The organism is Streptomyces sp. NBC_01410 (assembly GCF_045040195.1).
GTDB lineage: Bacteria > Actinomycetota > Actinomycetes > Streptomycetales > Streptomycetaceae > Streptomyces.
Map to the genome: position 1 here is coordinate 858,866 of NZ_CP109530.1, position 15,994 is coordinate 874,859.

Sequence of the window (15,994 nt, forward strand, 5' to 3'; positions counted from 1 at the left end):
CGTGCCGCCGCCGTCGCGTCAGCCCAGCGTCGCGATGGCCTGGTTGAAGGTCGCCGACGGACGCATGACCGCCGCGGCCTTGGCCGCGTCCGGCTGGTAGTAGCCGCCGATGTCGGCCGGGGAGCCCTGCACCGCGAGGAGCTCGTCGACGATCGTCTGCTCCTGCTCGGTGAGCGTCTTGGCGAGAGCCGCGAACGCACCCGCGAGCTGCGCGTCGTCGGTCTGCCCGGCCAGCTCCTGGGCCCAGTACGTGGCCAGGTAAATGTGGCTGCCACGGTTGTCGATGCCACCCACGCGGCGGGTCGGCGACTTGTCCTCGTTGAGGAACGTGGCCGTCGCCCGGTCGAGGGTGTCGGCGAGCACCTGGGCGCGTGCGTTGCCCGTCGTCTGCGCGAGGTGCTCGAAGCTGGCCGCGAGCGCGAAGAACTCGCCCAGGCTGTCCCAGCGCAGGTAGTTCTCCTTGACCAGCTGCTGGACGTGCTTGGGCGCCGAGCCGCCGGCACCCGTCTCGAACAGACCGCCACCGTTCATCAGCGGGACGACCGACAGCATCTTGGCGCTCGTGCCGAGCTCCAGGATCGGGAACAGGTCGGTCAGGTAGTCACGCAGCACGTTGCCGGTGACGGAGATGGTGTCCTCGCCGCGGCGGATGCGCTCGAGCGAGAACGCGGTCGCCTCGACGGGCGCCATGATCTCGATCTGCAGACCGTCGGTGTCGTGGTCGGCGAGGTAGGTCTTGACCTTCTTGATCAGCTGAGCGTCGTGCGCGCGGCTCTCGTCGAGCCAGAACACCGCCGGGGCACCGGTCGCGCGGGCGCGGGTGACGGCGAGCTTGACCCAGTCCTGGATCGGCAGGTCCTTGGCCTGGCACATGCGGAAGATGTCGCCGGCGCCCACCGTCTGCTCCAGGACGACGGTGCCGTTGCCGTCGACGACCCGCACGGTGCCCGTGGCGGGGATCTCGAAGGTCTTGTCGTGGCTGCCGTACTCCTCGGCCTTCTGCGCCATCAGACCGACGTTGGGTACGGAACCCATCGTCGACGGGTCGAAGGCGCCGTTCGCGCGGCAGTCGTCGATGACGACCTGGTACACGCCGGAGTAGCTGCTGTCGGGAAGGACCGCGAGGGTGTCGGCCTCCTGGCCGTCGGGGCCCCACATGTGACCGGAGGTGCGGATCATGGCCGGCATGGAGGCGTCGACGATGACATCGCTCGGCACGTGCAGGTTGGTGATGCCGCGGTCGGAGTCGACCATGGCCAGCTCGGGACCGGCGGCGAGCTCGGCCTCGAAGGACTCCTTGATCTTCGCGCCCTCGGGCAGCGACTCCAGGCCCTGGTAGATGGCGCCGAGTCCGTCGTTCGGGCTGAGACCGGCGGCGGCCAGCGTCTCGCCGTACTCGGCGAACGTCTTCGGGAAGAAGGCGCGCAGCACGTGGCCGAAGACGATCGGGTCGGAGACCTTCATCATCGTGGCCTTCAGATGCACGGAGAACAGCACGCCCTCGGCCTTGGCGCGGGCGATCTGCTCGGTGAGGAACTCGCGCAGCTGGGCGACGCGCATGACGGACGCGTCCACGACCTCGCCCGCGAGGACCGGCACCGAGTCGCGCAGGACGGTGGTGCTGCCGTCGTCACCGGCGAGCTCGATACGCAGCGAGCCGGCGTCGGCGATGACCGCGGACTTCTCGGTCGAGCGGAAGTCACCGGCGCCCATGGTCGCGACGTTCGTCTTCGAGTCGGCGGTCCAGGCGCCCATCCGGTGCGGGTGGGTCTTGGCGTAGTTCTTCACCGACGCCGGGGCACGGCGGTCGGAGTTGCCCTCGCGCAGCACCGGGTTCACGGCACTGCCCTTGACCTTGTCGTACCGCGCGCGGACGTCCTTGTCCTCGTCGGTCTTCGGGTCGTCCGGGTAGTCCGGCAGCGCGTAGCCCTGCTGCTGCAGCTCGGCGATCGCCGCCTTCAGCTGCGGAATCGAAGCCGAGATGTTCGGCAGCTTGATGATGTTCGCGCCCGGAGTCTTGGCGAGCTCGCCCAGTTCGTGGAGGGCGTCCTCGATCCGCTGTCCCTCCTCCAGACGCTCGGGGAAGCCGGCGATGATCCGGCCGGCCAGGGAGATGTCACGGCTCTCCACCCGGACACCGGCCGTCGCGGCGTACGCCTCGACCACAGGCAGGAACGAATAGGTCGCCAGGGCGGGGGCCTCGTCAGTGTGCGTATAGATGATGGTCGAGTCAGTCACCGGATACTCCACTCCACGTCTGCAACATTGCTCGACATCAAGATATCTCGTGTTCGGGCGCCAACCGGCAGGGCCCTGCCCCACCGGGAAGCGGAACGGGGCGACGCGACCTGTGCCGGGCAGGGATCGGCTGCCCTGGATGGGGGTGCCTTCGGGCGAATATCGCGCCGGTGGCGTGGCACGGGGCGCCTCCGGTGGTACGTGCTTGTGGATGTGGCCATCGGATCCGCAGCCCAGCAACCCGGACCCCGGCCGGCCCTCCGACGGGCGCCGGCGCCGGATCCGCACTGCGACGCGCCAAGCCCTGCACGGCATCAGCCGCCCCGCGGCCGGAAACCCGGGCGGGGGGCCGCTGTCCCGCTCGCGGCCCGGCGACCGGCTGCCGGTGCATCCCGCCCTCCAGACGGCAGCCTCGTACGCGTGGCGGATTCTCGTGGTGGGCGGCCTCGTCTACGCCGTCTTCTCGGTGCTGGGCCGGTTCCACGAGATCGCCGTGGCCGTCTTTCTCGGCTTGGTGGTCACCGCGATGCTGCGGCCGGTGGCCGACCTGCTGGGGCGCGTGATGCCGCGACCGCTCGCCGTCGCCGTGTCCCTGCTCGGCAGCATCGTCATCGTCCTCGGGGTGCTGGCCCTGATCGGCGAGTCGGTGGCGGGAGAGCGGGCCGGACTGCAACGGGAGTTCGAGGCAGGCATCGGAAGAATCGAGCGCTGGCTCGAGAAGCCGCCGTTCCGGCTCAACCCTGACGCACTCACCGACCTCCAGTCCCGGATCGGGCAGTTCCTTTCGAGCCACCGCTCCACCCTCATCAGTACGGCGATGAGCGGCGCGCACAGGCTGGTCGAGGTGCTGACGGTGCTCGCGCTGGCCCTGTTCTGCTCGGTCTTCTTCATTCACTCCGGCGACCGGCAGTGGGGCTGGTTCTGCGAGCAGCTTCCGGTGGCCGCCCGGGAACGGGTGTCGGTCGCGGGCCGTGCGGCCTGGCGGACCTTCACCGGCTACACGCACGGCATCGTGCTGGTGGCCGCGACCAATGCCGTCCTGGTCGGGGTGGCCCTGTTCATCCTCGGCGTGCCGCTCGCGCTCCCGCTGGCTCTGCTGGAGTTCTTCGCCGCCTTCATTCCGCTCATCGGCTCGCCCATCGCCCTGGCCGTCGCCGCCGTGGTGGCCCTGGCAGCGAAAGGTCCGCTCGTCGCGGGGCTGGTCATCGCGCTCATCGTGATCATCGGGCAGATCGAGGGCCATCTCCTGCACCCGATCGTGATGAGCTGGGCGGTCCGGCTGCACCCGGTGGTGGTCGCGCTCACGGTCATCGGCGGCGCCATCGCGGCCGGGATCCTGGGCGCGGTGGTGGCCGTACCGCTGGTGTCCGTCGTGTGGTCGGCCCGGCAGGCGCTGCGCCGGGCGCCTGAGCCGGTACCGCTGGAGAAGGCGGTCTCCCCCGTCCCGTAATGCCCTGCGGAGTACAGGCGCCACAGCTCTCACCAGGACCGGGGCGCTCGTCCGCCGCCGGTCGGCGCAAAGCTTGCTGCGACACCCCGTACGCAACAGGAGATCCGTCAAACAACTGCCAAGGATTCCCGGCACTCTTGCCGCACCGGCCACCCGCGCGCTTCACTGTCGCTCACCCCCACAGGAGAACCCCACTTCCCTCATACCGAAGGGCTTCTCTTGACTGCCGTTCCAGTACGCCTGAGTACCGTCACCGCCGCGGCCTGCGCCCTGGTGTTCGGCGCCGCTCTGCCGTCCTCAGCGATCAACTCGTACAACGCGACGCCCGCGCCGGAGCGCACCGAAGTCGGGGCGCTCGTCGCCACCTGGGACAACGACGACAACCCCGCGACCCCCGACCGGGTCGACTGGGTCTGCTCGGGCACCATGATCGACGCGGACACCTTCCTGACCGCCGCGCACTGCACCACCGACTGGCCGGCGAACGTGAAGTTCTACGTCTCCCTCGACCAGGACGTACAGGGCGCACTCGACAAGGCCTCCGCCGCGCACCCCGGCGACCCGGCGGCCGTGGCGAAGGCCGTCGCCGTCCAGGGCACGGCCCACAGCCACCCCGCATACCCGGGCCCTGCCTCGGACACGCACGACATCTCGGTGATCGAACTGCCCGCCGCCCAGGTCAAGGCGCGCTGGACGTTCACCCCGGCCACGCTTCCCAAGGCCGGGGCACTGGGTGCGCTGGGACCGCAGGGGCTCAACAACACCTCGTTCTTCGTGGCCGGTTACGGGACGCAGGAGGCCCAGCGGGGCCCCGGCGGCCAGACCCATCCCGGCGGCGGTGTGCGGATGAAGGCCCCGGTCACCTTCGACGCGCTCAACAACACCTGGGTGCGCCTCGCGATGACGGCGCCGCAGGGCAACGGCGGCGCGTGCTACGGCGACTCCGGCGGCCCCAACTTCGCCACGCTGGGCGGGAAGATCACCCTGGTCGCCACCACGATCACGGGCGACACACCGTGCTACGCGACGAACGTCGCCTACCGCCTGGACACCCCCGGGGCCCGCGCCTTCCTCTCCCCCTTCGCGAAGCTGCCGTAGAAGCTGCCGCGCATGCTCCACAGGTGCCGCCGGGTCCGGGCCCCGGCGGCACCGTAGTCCTCGGTGTTCCGGCTACCGGCGTTCCAGAGAGCCCCGGACGAAAGCCGCCTGGCCCGCGTGCTGCAGATCGTCGGCGATGACGCTGACCAGTCGGACGCCCAGGGTGACCGGCGGGGACCAGGACTCGTCCACGACGCTGTCGAGTGCCGTGTCGTCGAGGCCACCGACGAATCGCATGGTCTGCTCGTGGACGGCATCGAAGTAGCCGAGCAGCAGCTCGGCGGACTCGACCCGTACCGCGGCGACCTGCTTGCTGGTGTGGCCGAAGCCGGTCGCTCCCCTGGCGAAGGGCAGCTCGAAACGGTCCGCCCACTTCAGTGAGAACCACACCTGCTCCACCGCGGCCGCGTCGGACACGTGGTCGTCCTGGATACGTGAAAGATGCCACACGAGCCAGGCGATCGAGTTCGCGTCGGGGTCCAGCCGGGCATTGAGGTCGTCCGGCGAAAGGCCCTCGACGGCACCGTGTACTGCTTCCCGGATGCGCTCGAAGGCATCTGCCAGCAAATCTGAGCTGTTCATGCACTGATCCCTTGGTCGCTGAAGCAGACACGCTCTGCCCTCGGGGTCACCCGGTGGGCAGAGCGTGTCTCAGTCGTGTGGGGGCGGGCTAGGTGTTCTGTCCACGGAGGTTGGTGACAGTGATCACGGCTGGGTGATCTTGAACGAGTGAGGGCCTTCCAGGTTCGGTGTGGATTGCGACATCGCCACCGAACGATCAGAAGGCCCTCATGCCCCACGGTAATGCACCCCTGACCGAGACCGGCCGCCTGCGTCTGGCCCGCTGCGTCGTCGAGCACGGCTGGCCTCTGCGCCGTGCCGCCGAACGCTTCCAGGTCTCGCCCACGACGGCTCGGCGGTGGGCTGGGCGTTACCGGGCCCAGGGCGAGGCCGGGATGGCCGACCGCTCCTCCCGGCCTCACCACAGTCCGCGCCGGACACCGACCCGTACCGAGCGGCGGATCATCAAGGTCCGCGTCCTGCGTCGCTGGGGACCGGCCCGCATCGCCTACCTCCTCGGACTGAACCCGGCGACCGTCCACCGCATCCTGACCCGCTACCGGCTGGCCCGCCTGACCCACCTGGACCGCGCGACCGGCCGCACGATCCGGCGCTACGAGCACGCCGCCCCCGGCGACCTGGTCCACGTCGACATCAAAAAACTCGGGAACATCCCTGACGGCGGCGGCCACAAGGTCCTCGGCCGGGCCGCCGGCCGCAAGAACCGGGCCGGCGCCGGCATGAGCTTCCTGCACAACGCGGTCGACGACCACTCCCGCCTGGCCTACAGCGAGATCCTCACCGACGAGAAGAAGGAAACCGCCGTCGGGTTCTGGCAGCGCGCGCACGCCTACTTCACGTCATGCGGTATCACCGTCCAGCGGGTCCTGACCGACAACGGCTCCTGCTACAAGTCGCATCTGTGGCGCAGCTCCCTTGCCGAGCAAGGGATTTCACACAAGCGCACCCGTCCCTACCGGCCACAGACGAACGGGAAGGTGGAGCGGTTCAACCGGACCCTGCTGGACGAGTGGGCCTACGCGAAGGCTTACCGGACCGAGACCGAGCGACGCGAGGCATACCCCGTCTGGCTCCACACCTACAATCACCACCGCGGACACACCGCGCTCAAGGGCCAGCCACCCGCCAGCCGCGTCCCCAACCTCACGGGTCAGTACAGCTAGGGGGTGTCTTTCGGATCTTGCCGGGCTCGCGTGCCCTGGCACGCACGCTCGCTGCGTTGTCGTCAGTCGCCGACGCTCCGCGTCGGCTCCTTCCTCCGCCTTGCGATCGCACGCACCAGACCCCGCTCCCTGATCCGGCCTGATCCAAACGACACCCCCTAGGTCAGCGGGACGACGTTCTCCGCTTGGGGGCCCTTGGGGCCCTGCGTGACCTCGTACTCGACCTTGTTTCCCTCAACCAGCTCCTTGAAGCCGGTGGTCTGGATGGCGGAGAAGTGGACGAATACATCCGGGCCGCCGTCGTCCTGCTGGATAAAGCCGAAGCCCTTGTCCGCGTTGAACCACTTCACCGTGCCACTTGCCATTGGTCACATTCCTTGTTCGCTTGCCACGGCATGTCCTTGACGTGCCGACCGCAGCCCCATAGCGACTGTGGTCCTCAAATGTTCCCCACCCGGCCGCTGTCAGGCGCGCCATGACACGCTGGCAATTGCGAAAGGCTCAGCCGCTGTTCTCCGGGTGGGTGAGGTTGACACCGGTGCGCGGGTCGAAGACATGCATGCGTGAGGTGTCCACCCACAGTTCGGCCCGGCCGCCTCCCTCGGTAATGCGCGTGGACGCGTCGAGCCGCGTGACGATCTTGTTGGCTGCGCCTCCGGTGTCCTTCTGGCCGGAGTCGGCTGCCAGCTCCTCGAGTTCCGAGGTCATGGTCGCCTCCCAGCCCTCCTCGCTGAAGTACGCGTAGACATCCGAGCCCACGGACTCGATCACGTCCACGCTGGCGCTGAACCGCGTCCCTTCCCGGTCCGGATCCACCAGCGAGGCGTCCTCGAACGCTTCGGGCCGCAGCCCGACGATGAGGTCGCGCGGGGCGTTCTGCCGCTCCAGGCTGCGACGGATCTCGTCGTTCACCGGAAAGTCACCGAGGGCGGTCTGCAGCCTGTCCTCCTCCAGCGTCGCGTGGATGAAGTTCATGGCGGGTGAGCCAATGAACCCGGCGACGAACAGATTGCGCGGGGCGTCGTAGAGGTGCTGCGGGGTGCCCACCTGCTGCACGATGCCGCTGCGCATCACGACCACGCGGTCCCCGAGCGTCATGGCCTCGGTCTGGTCGTGGGTGACGTAGACGGTGGTGGTGGCCAGTCGCTTCTGGAGGCGCGCGATCTGGGTGCGCATCTGCACCCGGAGCTTCGCGTCGAGGTTGGACAGTGGCTCGTCCATCAGGAACGCTTTGGGACTGCGGACGATGGCGCGGCCCATGGCGACACGCTGCCGCTGGCCACCCGAGAGGTTCGCCGGTTTACGGTCCAGATGTTCCGTCAGGTCGAGGATCTGGGCGGCCTCCTCCACCTTGCTCTTGATGGTGGCCTTGTCGGCCTTGGCCAGGCGCAGGGCGAACCCCATATTCTCGCGCACGGTCATGTGCGGATAGAGGGCGTAACTCTGGAAGACCATCGCGATGTCGCGGTCCTTGGGCGCCTTGTCGTTGACCACCTGGTCGTCGATTCGCAGGGTGCCGTCGGTGATGTCCTCCAGCCCCGCGATCATGTTGAGGGTCGTGGACTTGCCGCAACCGGAGGGACCGACCAGGATGACGAACTCCCCATCTGCCACGGTGAGGTTGACGTCCTGAACGGCCAGGGCGCCGTCGGGAAACCTCTTGGTGATGCCCTCGAGAACAATCTCGGCCACGGTCGCTGCTCCTTGTCCTGACGGTCGGCTGCTGCCGGTCAGCCCTTGACGGCCCCGGACGTGAGTCCGGCGACGATGCGCCGCTGGAACAGCAGCACGAAGACGATGATCGGGATGGTGATCACCACCGCGGCGGCGGCGATCGAACCGGTGGGCTGCTGGAACGCGCTGCTCCCGGTGAAGAAGGCGAGAGCCGCCGGCACGGTGCGGGCCGCGGTCGTCGAGGTCAGGGAGATGGCGAACAGGAAGTCGTTCCAGCAGAAGATGAAGACGAGGATCGCGGTGGTGAACACGCCCGGCGCCGCCAGGGGTGCGATCACCAGCCGGAAGGCCTGGGCTGCAGTTGCCCCGTCGACCTTGGCCGCCTTCTCCAGATCCCAGGGGATCTCCCGGAAGAACGCCGAGAGGGTGTAGATCGCGAGCGGCAGGGAGAAGGTCATGTACGGGATGATCAGCCCCGGCCAGGTGTCGAAGATCCCGATGATGCGCTCGATGTTGAAGAGTGGGGACACCAGGGAGATCGGCGGGAACATCGCGATCAACAGGGACATGCCGATCAGCAGCTTCTTGCCGGGGAAGCGAAGCCTCGCCACGGCATAGGCGGCCATGGTGCCGAGCACCACGGCGATCACCGTGGAGATCAGGGCGATACCGATCGAGTTGATCAGGGCACGGGTGAACTCCGAGGTGTCGAAGATGCCGCGGTAGTTCTCCCACGTCCACTTGTCGGGGACGAAGTTGCCGTCGGTGAGGGTGCTGGGGTCCTTGAACGACAGAGCCGCGATCCACCAGACCGGGAACAGTGCGTAGGCGATCACCACGATGTTGGTGATGGCCCAGCCGGTGATGTGCCTCTTGCCTGCACTGGCCATCAGCGGCCCGCCTCCTCTGAACCGGGGGCGGCAGCCCCGAAGAGTTTGATGAAGCCGAAGGCGATCAGGCCGACGCAGATGAAAATGAGCACGGAGATTGCCGATCCGATGCCGAGGTTGAGTGACGTGAACAGGTTGTCGTAGCCGAGAATCGACACCGATCCTGTGCCATGAGCACCCGAGGTCAGGATGTAGATGTTGTCGAAGATCCGGAAGGCGTCCAGGGTGCGGAAAAGCAGGGCGACCAGGATGGCCGGCTTCATCAACGGCACCGTAACCAGAATAAAACGCTGCCAGGAGGACGCACCGTCGACCATGGCGGCGCGCAGTGTCTCCTCCGGCACCAGGGCGAGTCCGGCCAGCAGGAGCAGGGCCATGAACGGGGTGGTCTTCCAGACCTCGGCGAGGATGATGATCCCGATGGCCGGCCACTGCTCGGTCAGCGGGGCTTCACCCGACGGAAGCAGCGCGGCGAGATAGCCGGTGTCCGGAGTCCATGCGTACTGCCAGGAGTAGGCGGCGACAACGGTGACGATGCCGTACGGGACCAGGATCGCGGTACGCACTGTCCCTCTGCCGAAGATGGCGCGGTGCATGACCAGGGCCAGCGCGAAGCCGAGGACGAGTTCCACGGCCACCGACACGGCGGTGATGAACAGCGTGACCCAGAACGCCTCCCACCAGAAGTCGGAGGAGAGCACGGCCCCGTAGTTGCTCAGGCCCACCCACTTCGCCTGGTTGGGGAAGCGCAGGTCGTAGCGCTGCAGGGACAGATAGATGGCGTAGCCGATGGGGTAGGCCGTGACCGCGAGCATGACGACGACCGCCGGCGCGCACAGCAGCCAGCCCAGCCGTCGTTCCTGCCGTGCGCCCTCGGACAGTGCCTCGGTGGTGCCGGGGGCCGGGGCTGTCGCCGTAGCGGAGGTCGGGGTGTTCACGGGATCAGCCCCTTGGACTCGAGGGCGTCCTCGATCTGGTTGCCGATTTCATCGACATCGCTTCGGGGATTGATCGCCGAGGGCGGGGAGAGCGTGTGCGAGATCGCGATGGACACGTTCTGGTAGGCGGGGGTCTGGGGGCGGGTGCTCGCGTTCTCCAGGGCCGAGAGCACGTCGGCGGCGAACGGGTAGCTCTTGATCAACGCCTTGTCGGAGTAGAGCGAGCGCAGGGTGGGCGGAAGTCCGCCTTCGATCGCCGCGGTCATCTGGTTCTGACGATTGCGCAGGCACAGGGCGGCTTCGAACGCGAGGTCGGGGTGCTTCGAGTAGGCGCCGATGGCGAGGTCGATACCGCCGATGGTCGGCTTCGCCGGCCGGCCGGGTTCGACTCCTGGGTACGGCGCCCAGCGGAAACTCTTGAACAGCTCGGGGTTGTTCGACTTCATCGAGGGATAGACGAACGGGTAGTTCAGCTCGAAGGCCGCGGTTCCCGACTCCATTGCCAGCCGGTTCTGGTCCTCCATCTGGTTGGAGAGGGAGGGGTCGGCGGCGGGCGAGGTGGCCAGGTCGTGCATGATCGTGGCCGCCCGGACCGCGGGCGGGCCGAGCGAGGGTGCGGTGGCCGTCCGGTTGAGGATGGAGCCGCCCGCGCTCTCCACGAGCGTGTTGAACCAGACCGTCAGGCCCTCGTACTGGGCGCCCTGGATCTCCACGAAGTGGGGCTTGCCCTGCCTGGCGAGGACGCGCGCCATGTCCAGCATCTCCGCCCAGGTCGTGGGCGGCTTGGGCACCAGATCCTGTCGGTACCAGAGCAACTGGGTGTTGGTGTTGTACGGAACGGCGTACAGCCTGCCCTTCCACGTCGCCGTCTGCAGCGGCACTTCGAGGGTGTCCACCGTGGCCCTGCTGCGATTGGCGCCCGTCCACGGCAGGATCCACTTGGCCTCCGCGAACTCCGCGGCCCAGGTGACATCGAGGCCCAGGATGTCCATCGCGCTGTCCTCGGCGGCAAGCCGGCGCACAAGCTGCTGACGCTGGCCGTCCGCGGCGCGCGGGAGCTTGTTGTACGAGATGCTGTACCGCCCGCCCGAGGCACGGGTGCAGTTGCTCGCCGCACTGTCCAGGGCGCCCGAGTCGTCGGGGAAGTTGTACCAGTTCAGGCGGACCGGACCGCCGGACTCATCTGAGCCGCAGGACGTCAGCAGCCCGGCCAGCAGCGACAGCGCGGCGAGGCACCGCAGCCGTTGCGCGGCACGACGGCCGGCGGTTCGCGGCGATGCTTTGCCGCGCACCCGTACCGGACGGGCCTGTCCGTTCGTGCGCCCCACCATTCACCTCCCGGACCCGGCGGTCACCGGGTGCCTGGTCACCCCGCGCTGCGCCTTCGTCGGGCGAAGGTAGCCCCTCACCTGCCGTTGCCAGGCGCGATGCGGCGTGTCGTGGACAGAGATCCCCCGTATGGCCAGGGGGCGGCGCGCGACCGGGTACTGGTGGGTGGATCCTGAAGGCAGGACTGCGTCGCGGCGGCTCCGCGGCCGCGGGCGAGGAGGTGCGCGATGACTCATCGGACACTGGAGTGGAAGGTCAGCGTCTATCTGTCCGAGGAGGACGGCAAGACGAAGGCCCGCGCGGTGCTGGACACGGGCACCACGACGCTCACCGGCCATGGGGTGGCCCACTGCAACCCCCAGGACGTGGATGTCCCCGCGATCGGCGACGAACTCGCGGCGAGCCGGGCCATGCGGGACATCGCCGGGAAGCTGATGCGCGCGGCGGACCGGGACCTGGAGGCAGTGGGCGCGGGTCCGGGGACGGGGCGTGCAGGGCCGCCGTACGGCTGGTCGGACGCGGTGACATAGATCGACAGCGCTGCTCTCACACCCGGTCGACGGGGCATGGCCGTCGGATCAGGCCCGCGGTGGTCGCCGAACTGGCGGGCGCCGGGACCGACTGGCCTCCGGCCGCCGGTGGCATCGTGGATCAGGCTTGTCCGTAACCCAGCAAGGCGAGTTGGGGCAGAGCCAGCACACCGTCCGGTCCGGCGAACTCGGCACTGATCGAGTCGTAGTGTCGCTTGATCTCCGCCACCACCTCGGCGGTCTGACTCACCACCACCTGCCCGATCGACGCCACACCCGCGGCCGGGCCGCTCCACCACTCCTCGGCGGTTGCCCGGTGGTTCCAGGCGACTGTCCGACAGGCAGCGTCCGCGAAGCCCGCGGCGCTGAGCAGCCCGGCCAGCCCACCGGCTGTCCGCTCAAAGTTGTCCTCCGGGGCCAGAACAGGTAGATGGGTCGGCCGGGAGACCCCGGCCGCCTGAAGAGCGCGTCCGAACAAAGCCTGTCCGGCGGCGGTTGGGGCGGCCCAGATCGTCAGGGCGACACGCCCTCCCGGTCGGGTCACGCGGCGAAGTTCGGCCAGAGCCACGTGTGGCTGTCCCACGTGGTTGAGCACGAAGTTGCCCACGACGGCGTCGAACTCGCCGTCGGCGAAGGGGAGATCGGGCAGAGCGGCGACTCGTACATCCGCGCCCGGTGCAGCCCGCGCGGCCAGAGCGACCATGCCGGGCTCGGCGTCGACGGCCGTCACCTTCGCGCCGCACCCGACCGCGACTCTGGCGACGGTTCCGGTGCCGGTCCCGATGTCCAGCACGCGGGTACCCGCCCGGACTTCCGCGGCGTCGAGCAGCATGGGCACCGGGTAGGCGCAGAGCCCGGCGAAGCTGGCCGCGTACGCCTCGGCCCGCCCCGCCCAGGTCCGGCGCTCCGCATCGTCGAACACAGTCACGGCCGTCATCCTAGGGTGCAGGTCATGAGCGAGATCATCTTGATGTCGGACCCGAAGATCGTGGCCCTGCCTGTCCAGGAGTGCGGGGAGCGCCTTGTGGACGTCCGCCGTGGCGGTTCCCTGCTGGTCGATGCCAGGAAGGAGGATCCCTCGGGCGCCTTCGCCCGGCTGCGGGAGGGCGTCTACGATCGTCTGCTCACGGCTCAGACACTGCTTCCGCCCGGTCTGCGGCTGCTGTTCGTCGAGGGCTACCGGCCGCCTTCGCTGCAGCGCCGGTACTTCGGGCAGTACGCGGACGAGCTACGAGCCGGCCATCCCGACTGGTCCGACGACCAGGTCCACTCCGCGGCGAGCCGCTATGTGTCCCCGCCCGAGATCGCCCCGCACAGCGCCGGTGCGGCCGTCGACCTGACGCTTGCGCATGCCGACGGCAGTGAACTGGACCTGGGGACCCGGATGAACGCAAGCCCCGAGGAGAGCGGCGGCGCCTGCTATACGCATGCCACCAACATCCCGGACGACGCCCGTGCCAACCGGGACATCCTGGGCGGCGCACTGACGGGTGCGGGCCTGGTCAACTACCCCACGGAATGGTGGCACTGGTCCTTCGGCGACCGCTACTGGGCCCTGGCCACCGGGGCCGCTGCCGCCCTCTACGAGCCCCGCACCCTGGACTGATCCGTGGCACAGTCCGGCTCGGCGTAACGGCTCGGCGTAACGGCTCGGCGCGCCGCGCGGGTCAGCCGCGGTCGCCGGACCGTCATTCCGCCGAGGGGAAGACCTGTTCCGTCCAGATCGTCTTCCCGGACTCCGTGTACCGGGTGCCCCATCGGTGAACCAGCTGCGCGACGATGAACAGGCCACGCCCGCCCTCGTCCTCCTCCTCGCTGTGGCGCAGATGTGGCGAGGTGTGGCCGGCGTCCGCGACCTCGCACAGGAGCGTGCGGTCGCGGATGAGGCGCAGCTGCAGCGGCCCCGCGGCGTGCCTGACGGCGTTGGTGACCAGCTCGCTCACGACGAGTTCGGTCGAGAACGTCAGCTCTTCCAGGTCCCATTCGCGCAGCTGACCCGTAGCCAGTTCCCTGGCGTGGCCCACCGCGACCGGTTCGGCGGGCAGTTCCCAGTGGGCCACGTGTCCCGGGTCGAGTTCCCGGGTGCGTACGAGCAGCAGTGCCGTGTCGTCGGCGGTCGTACCGTACGGCAGGAGTTCCGACAGCGCGCGGTCGCACAGCTCTTCCAGCGACCTGCCGCGGTCGCCGAGCACCCGCCCCAGGATGTCCAGGCCCTGATCGATGTCGCGGCCGCGGGTTTCGACCAGGCCGTCGGTGAACAGGGCTATGAGACTGCCCACCGGCAGCTCGAGCTCCTTCGACTCGAACGGCAGACCGCCGAGCCCCAGCGGCGGACCGGCCGGGAGGTCAGGAAAGGACAGGCGGCCCTCGGGGTCCACGACCGCCGGTGGCAGATGCCCCGCCCGGGCCATGGTGCAGCGGCGCGAGACCGGATCGTAGACGATGTAGAGACAGGTCGCCCCGGTGGCGTCGTCCTCGCGCGGCTCGACGGGCGGACCCACCGCGTCCATCAGATCCTCCGCCGACTGGCCCACCAGATCGTCGAGCCGGGTGAGCAACTCGTCGGGGGACAAGTCCAGTTGGGCGAGCGCGCGTACGGTCGTGCGCAGCCGGCCCATGGTGGCCGCCGCCTGGAGGCCATGGCCGACCACATCGCCCACGACGAGCCCGACCCGGGTTCCGGACAGTGGGATGACGTCGAACCAGTCGCCGCCCACCCCTGTCACATCGTCGGTGGGCAGATAGCGGTAGGCCAGGTCGACCGCTGTCGGCTGCGGCAGGTGGCGCGGCAGCAGTTGGCGCTGGAGGGCGAGTGAGGCCGCACGTTCACGGGAGTAGCGTCGCGCGTTGTCGATGGACACCGCTGTACGGGCCGCCAGTTCGTCGGCGAGAGCTATCTCGCCGTTGTCGAAGGTGGCCGACGGTGCGCGCCGGAAGGTGACCAGTCCCAGCGGGCTGCCGCCGGCCCGCAACGGAACGACCAAGGTGTCGTCCGCGAGCACGAGCCCGCCCGAGGAGAGGCTGCGCAGCTGCGGGGAACCCGGCGGGTAGTCGACAGGGGAAGGCGGATTCGGTTTCTCCGACTCGTCCGGCTCGCTCATCCCGGTCGCCGTGGCCGATCGCGAAGCGACCCGTACGAGAGCGCCCCCAGCCGGGCCACCGGCGCCCAGCACTTCGCCCTCCACCACTTCCTCGACGAGGTCGACCGTCACTGCGTCGGCGAATTCCGGGACCGCCACCTCGGCGATCTCCTCCGCGGTCACCATCACGTCGAGGACGGTGCCGATTCCACGGCCGGCCTCGACGAGAAGGGCCAGCCGCTTCTGCGCCTCGTAGCGATCGGTGATGTCGAACGCGTCCTCGCAGACCCCGAAGACATGGCCGTCCGCGTCCTGCAGCCGGTAGTAGGAGCACGACCACAGGTGCTCCACGCCGGGATCGCTGGGCGGGTGGCCACGGAAGTGCAGGTCGAGGATCGGCTCACCGGTCTCGAGCACATGGTTCATGACCGCGTCGAGGGTGTTCGGGTAGCTCTCGGTCAAGAAGCTTCCCTCGGAGTACAGCTCGTCGGCCCGCAGACCGCGGAACTCGGCGAACGGCAGCCCGATCTCCCGCTCGTAGGCGGCGTTGCACCACGTCAGCCGCAGGTCGGTGTCGTAGATTCCCAGGCCGACGGGCGACTGGGTGGCCAGCCCGTGCAGCAGCGCCAGCCGGGACTCCCACAGCCGCAGATTCTCCAGCGCCGTCGCGACGAGGACATGGGCCGCCGTGCCGCTGCCGGGCAGGGAACTCACCGCTGTGGCCACGAGCAGCGAGCGGCCGTCACTGTGCTGGGCGACACGGATCTCGCCGCCGCTCAGCGGGGCACCCAGGGCCGAACCCGGCTCGTCGGCCTCAGTGAGCCCGGAGGACTGCCGGGGCGGCAGGAAGGTGTCCAGGGGCTTTCCGATGATCTCGTCCTGCGCGTATCCGAAGAGTTCCTCGGCCGTGCGGCTCCATCCGATGACCGTGTCCTGGGCATCAAGAACCACCGTGGCAGCCCTGGCGACGTCGAGCGGACCACGGAAATCGGCACTCGTCGCCGCACCCCATGCGGTCACAG

The 15,994-nt window shown here is 69.0% G+C and carries 14 protein-coding genes; 5 read left to right on the forward strand and 9 right to left on the reverse strand.

Going from position 1 to position 15,994, the window contains the following annotated elements:
* Positions 1-18 precede the first annotated feature (18 nt).
* On the reverse strand, positions 19-2,238 hold the full coding sequence (locus OG741_RS03995) for an NADP-dependent isocitrate dehydrogenase (RefSeq protein ID WP_405595192.1): 2,220 nt from the start codon (positions 2,236-2,238) through the stop codon (positions 19-21).
* Positions 2,239-2,449: 211 nt separating this feature from the next.
* Between OG741_RS03995 and OG741_RS04000 the strand changes: the two genes are divergently transcribed.
* Both OG741_RS04000 and OG741_RS04005 read left to right on the forward strand, forming a co-directional pair.
* A complete protein-coding gene (locus OG741_RS04000) occupies positions 2,450-3,688 on the forward strand; it encodes an AI-2E family transporter (protein ID WP_405595194.1) in 1,239 nt (412 codons plus the stop codon).
* A 219-nt stretch (positions 3,689-3,907) separates the two neighbouring features.
* Positions 3,908-4,786 (forward strand): trypsin-like serine protease, encoded by an 879-nt coding sequence (locus OG741_RS04005; RefSeq protein ID WP_405595196.1) that lies wholly within the window; start codon positions 3,908-3,910, stop codon positions 4,784-4,786.
* 72 nt (positions 4,787-4,858) lie between these two features.
* Here OG741_RS04005 and OG741_RS04010 read toward each other — a convergent pair whose 3' ends face one another.
* Positions 4,859-5,368 carry a DUF664 domain-containing protein gene (locus tag OG741_RS04010; RefSeq protein ID WP_405595198.1) on the reverse strand — a complete coding sequence of 170 codons (510 nt, stop codon included), beginning with the start codon at positions 5,366-5,368 and terminating at the stop codon, positions 4,859-4,861.
* 209 nt (positions 5,369-5,577) lie between these two features.
* Between OG741_RS04010 and OG741_RS04015 the strand changes: the two genes are divergently transcribed.
* Positions 5,578-6,531: an IS481 family transposase gene (locus tag OG741_RS04015; RefSeq protein ID WP_405595200.1), complete on the forward strand. Its 954-nt coding sequence runs from the start codon at positions 5,578-5,580 to the stop codon at positions 6,529-6,531.
* 158 nt (positions 6,532-6,689) lie between these two features.
* Here OG741_RS04015 and OG741_RS04020 read toward each other — a convergent pair whose 3' ends face one another.
* From OG741_RS04020 to OG741_RS04040, 5 genes are all read right to left on the reverse strand, one after another.
* Complete coding sequence (locus OG741_RS04020; RefSeq protein ID WP_405595202.1) at positions 6,690-6,896, reverse strand: cold-shock protein; 207 nt, start codon at positions 6,894-6,896, stop codon at positions 6,690-6,692.
* 136 nt (positions 6,897-7,032) lie between these two features.
* Positions 7,033-8,223, reverse strand: coding sequence for an ABC transporter ATP-binding protein (locus tag OG741_RS04025; RefSeq protein WP_405595204.1), 1,191 nt, complete (start codon positions 8,221-8,223; stop codon positions 7,033-7,035).
* 38 nt (positions 8,224-8,261) lie between these two features.
* Positions 8,262-9,095: a carbohydrate ABC transporter permease gene (locus tag OG741_RS04030; protein ID WP_266485179.1), complete on the reverse strand. Its 834-nt coding sequence runs from the start codon at positions 9,093-9,095 to the stop codon at positions 8,262-8,264.
* Entirely contained in the window at positions 9,095-10,033 is a 939-nt protein-coding gene (locus OG741_RS04035) for a sugar ABC transporter permease (RefSeq protein WP_323136096.1), read from the reverse strand. Before OG741_RS04035 ends, OG741_RS04030 begins: the two co-directional genes overlap by 1 nt.
* A complete protein-coding gene (locus OG741_RS04040; protein ID WP_405595207.1) occupies positions 10,030-11,361 on the reverse strand; it encodes an ABC transporter substrate-binding protein in 1,332 nt (443 codons plus the stop codon). The genes OG741_RS04035 and OG741_RS04040 overlap by 4 nt, the downstream gene beginning before the upstream one ends.
* A 228-nt stretch (positions 11,362-11,589) precedes the next feature.
* Here OG741_RS04040 and OG741_RS04045 point away from each other — a divergent pair, with 228 nt between their 5' ends.
* Positions 11,590-11,892: a dsRBD fold-containing protein gene (locus OG741_RS04045; protein WP_266485173.1), complete on the forward strand. Its 303-nt coding sequence runs from the start codon at positions 11,590-11,592 to the stop codon at positions 11,890-11,892.
* A gap of 121 nt (positions 11,893-12,013) precedes the next feature.
* Here OG741_RS04045 and OG741_RS04050 read toward each other — a convergent pair whose 3' ends face one another.
* The gene (locus tag OG741_RS04050; protein WP_405595209.1) at positions 12,014-12,820 is read right to left on the reverse strand and encodes a class I SAM-dependent methyltransferase; all 807 of its coding nucleotides are present in this window, start codon (positions 12,818-12,820) and stop codon (positions 12,014-12,016) included.
* 24 nt (positions 12,821-12,844) lie between these two features.
* Between OG741_RS04050 and OG741_RS04055 the strand changes: the two genes are divergently transcribed.
* Positions 12,845-13,498: a M15 family metallopeptidase gene (locus OG741_RS04055; protein ID WP_405595211.1), complete on the forward strand. Its 654-nt coding sequence runs from the start codon at positions 12,845-12,847 to the stop codon at positions 13,496-13,498.
* 82 nt (positions 13,499-13,580) lie between these two features.
* Here OG741_RS04055 and OG741_RS04060 read toward each other — a convergent pair whose 3' ends face one another.
* Positions 13,581-15,992 (reverse strand): SpoIIE family protein phosphatase, encoded by a 2,412-nt coding sequence (locus OG741_RS04060; protein ID WP_405595213.1) that lies wholly within the window; start codon positions 15,990-15,992, stop codon positions 13,581-13,583.
* Between the last annotated feature and the right edge of the window lie 2 nt (positions 15,993-15,994).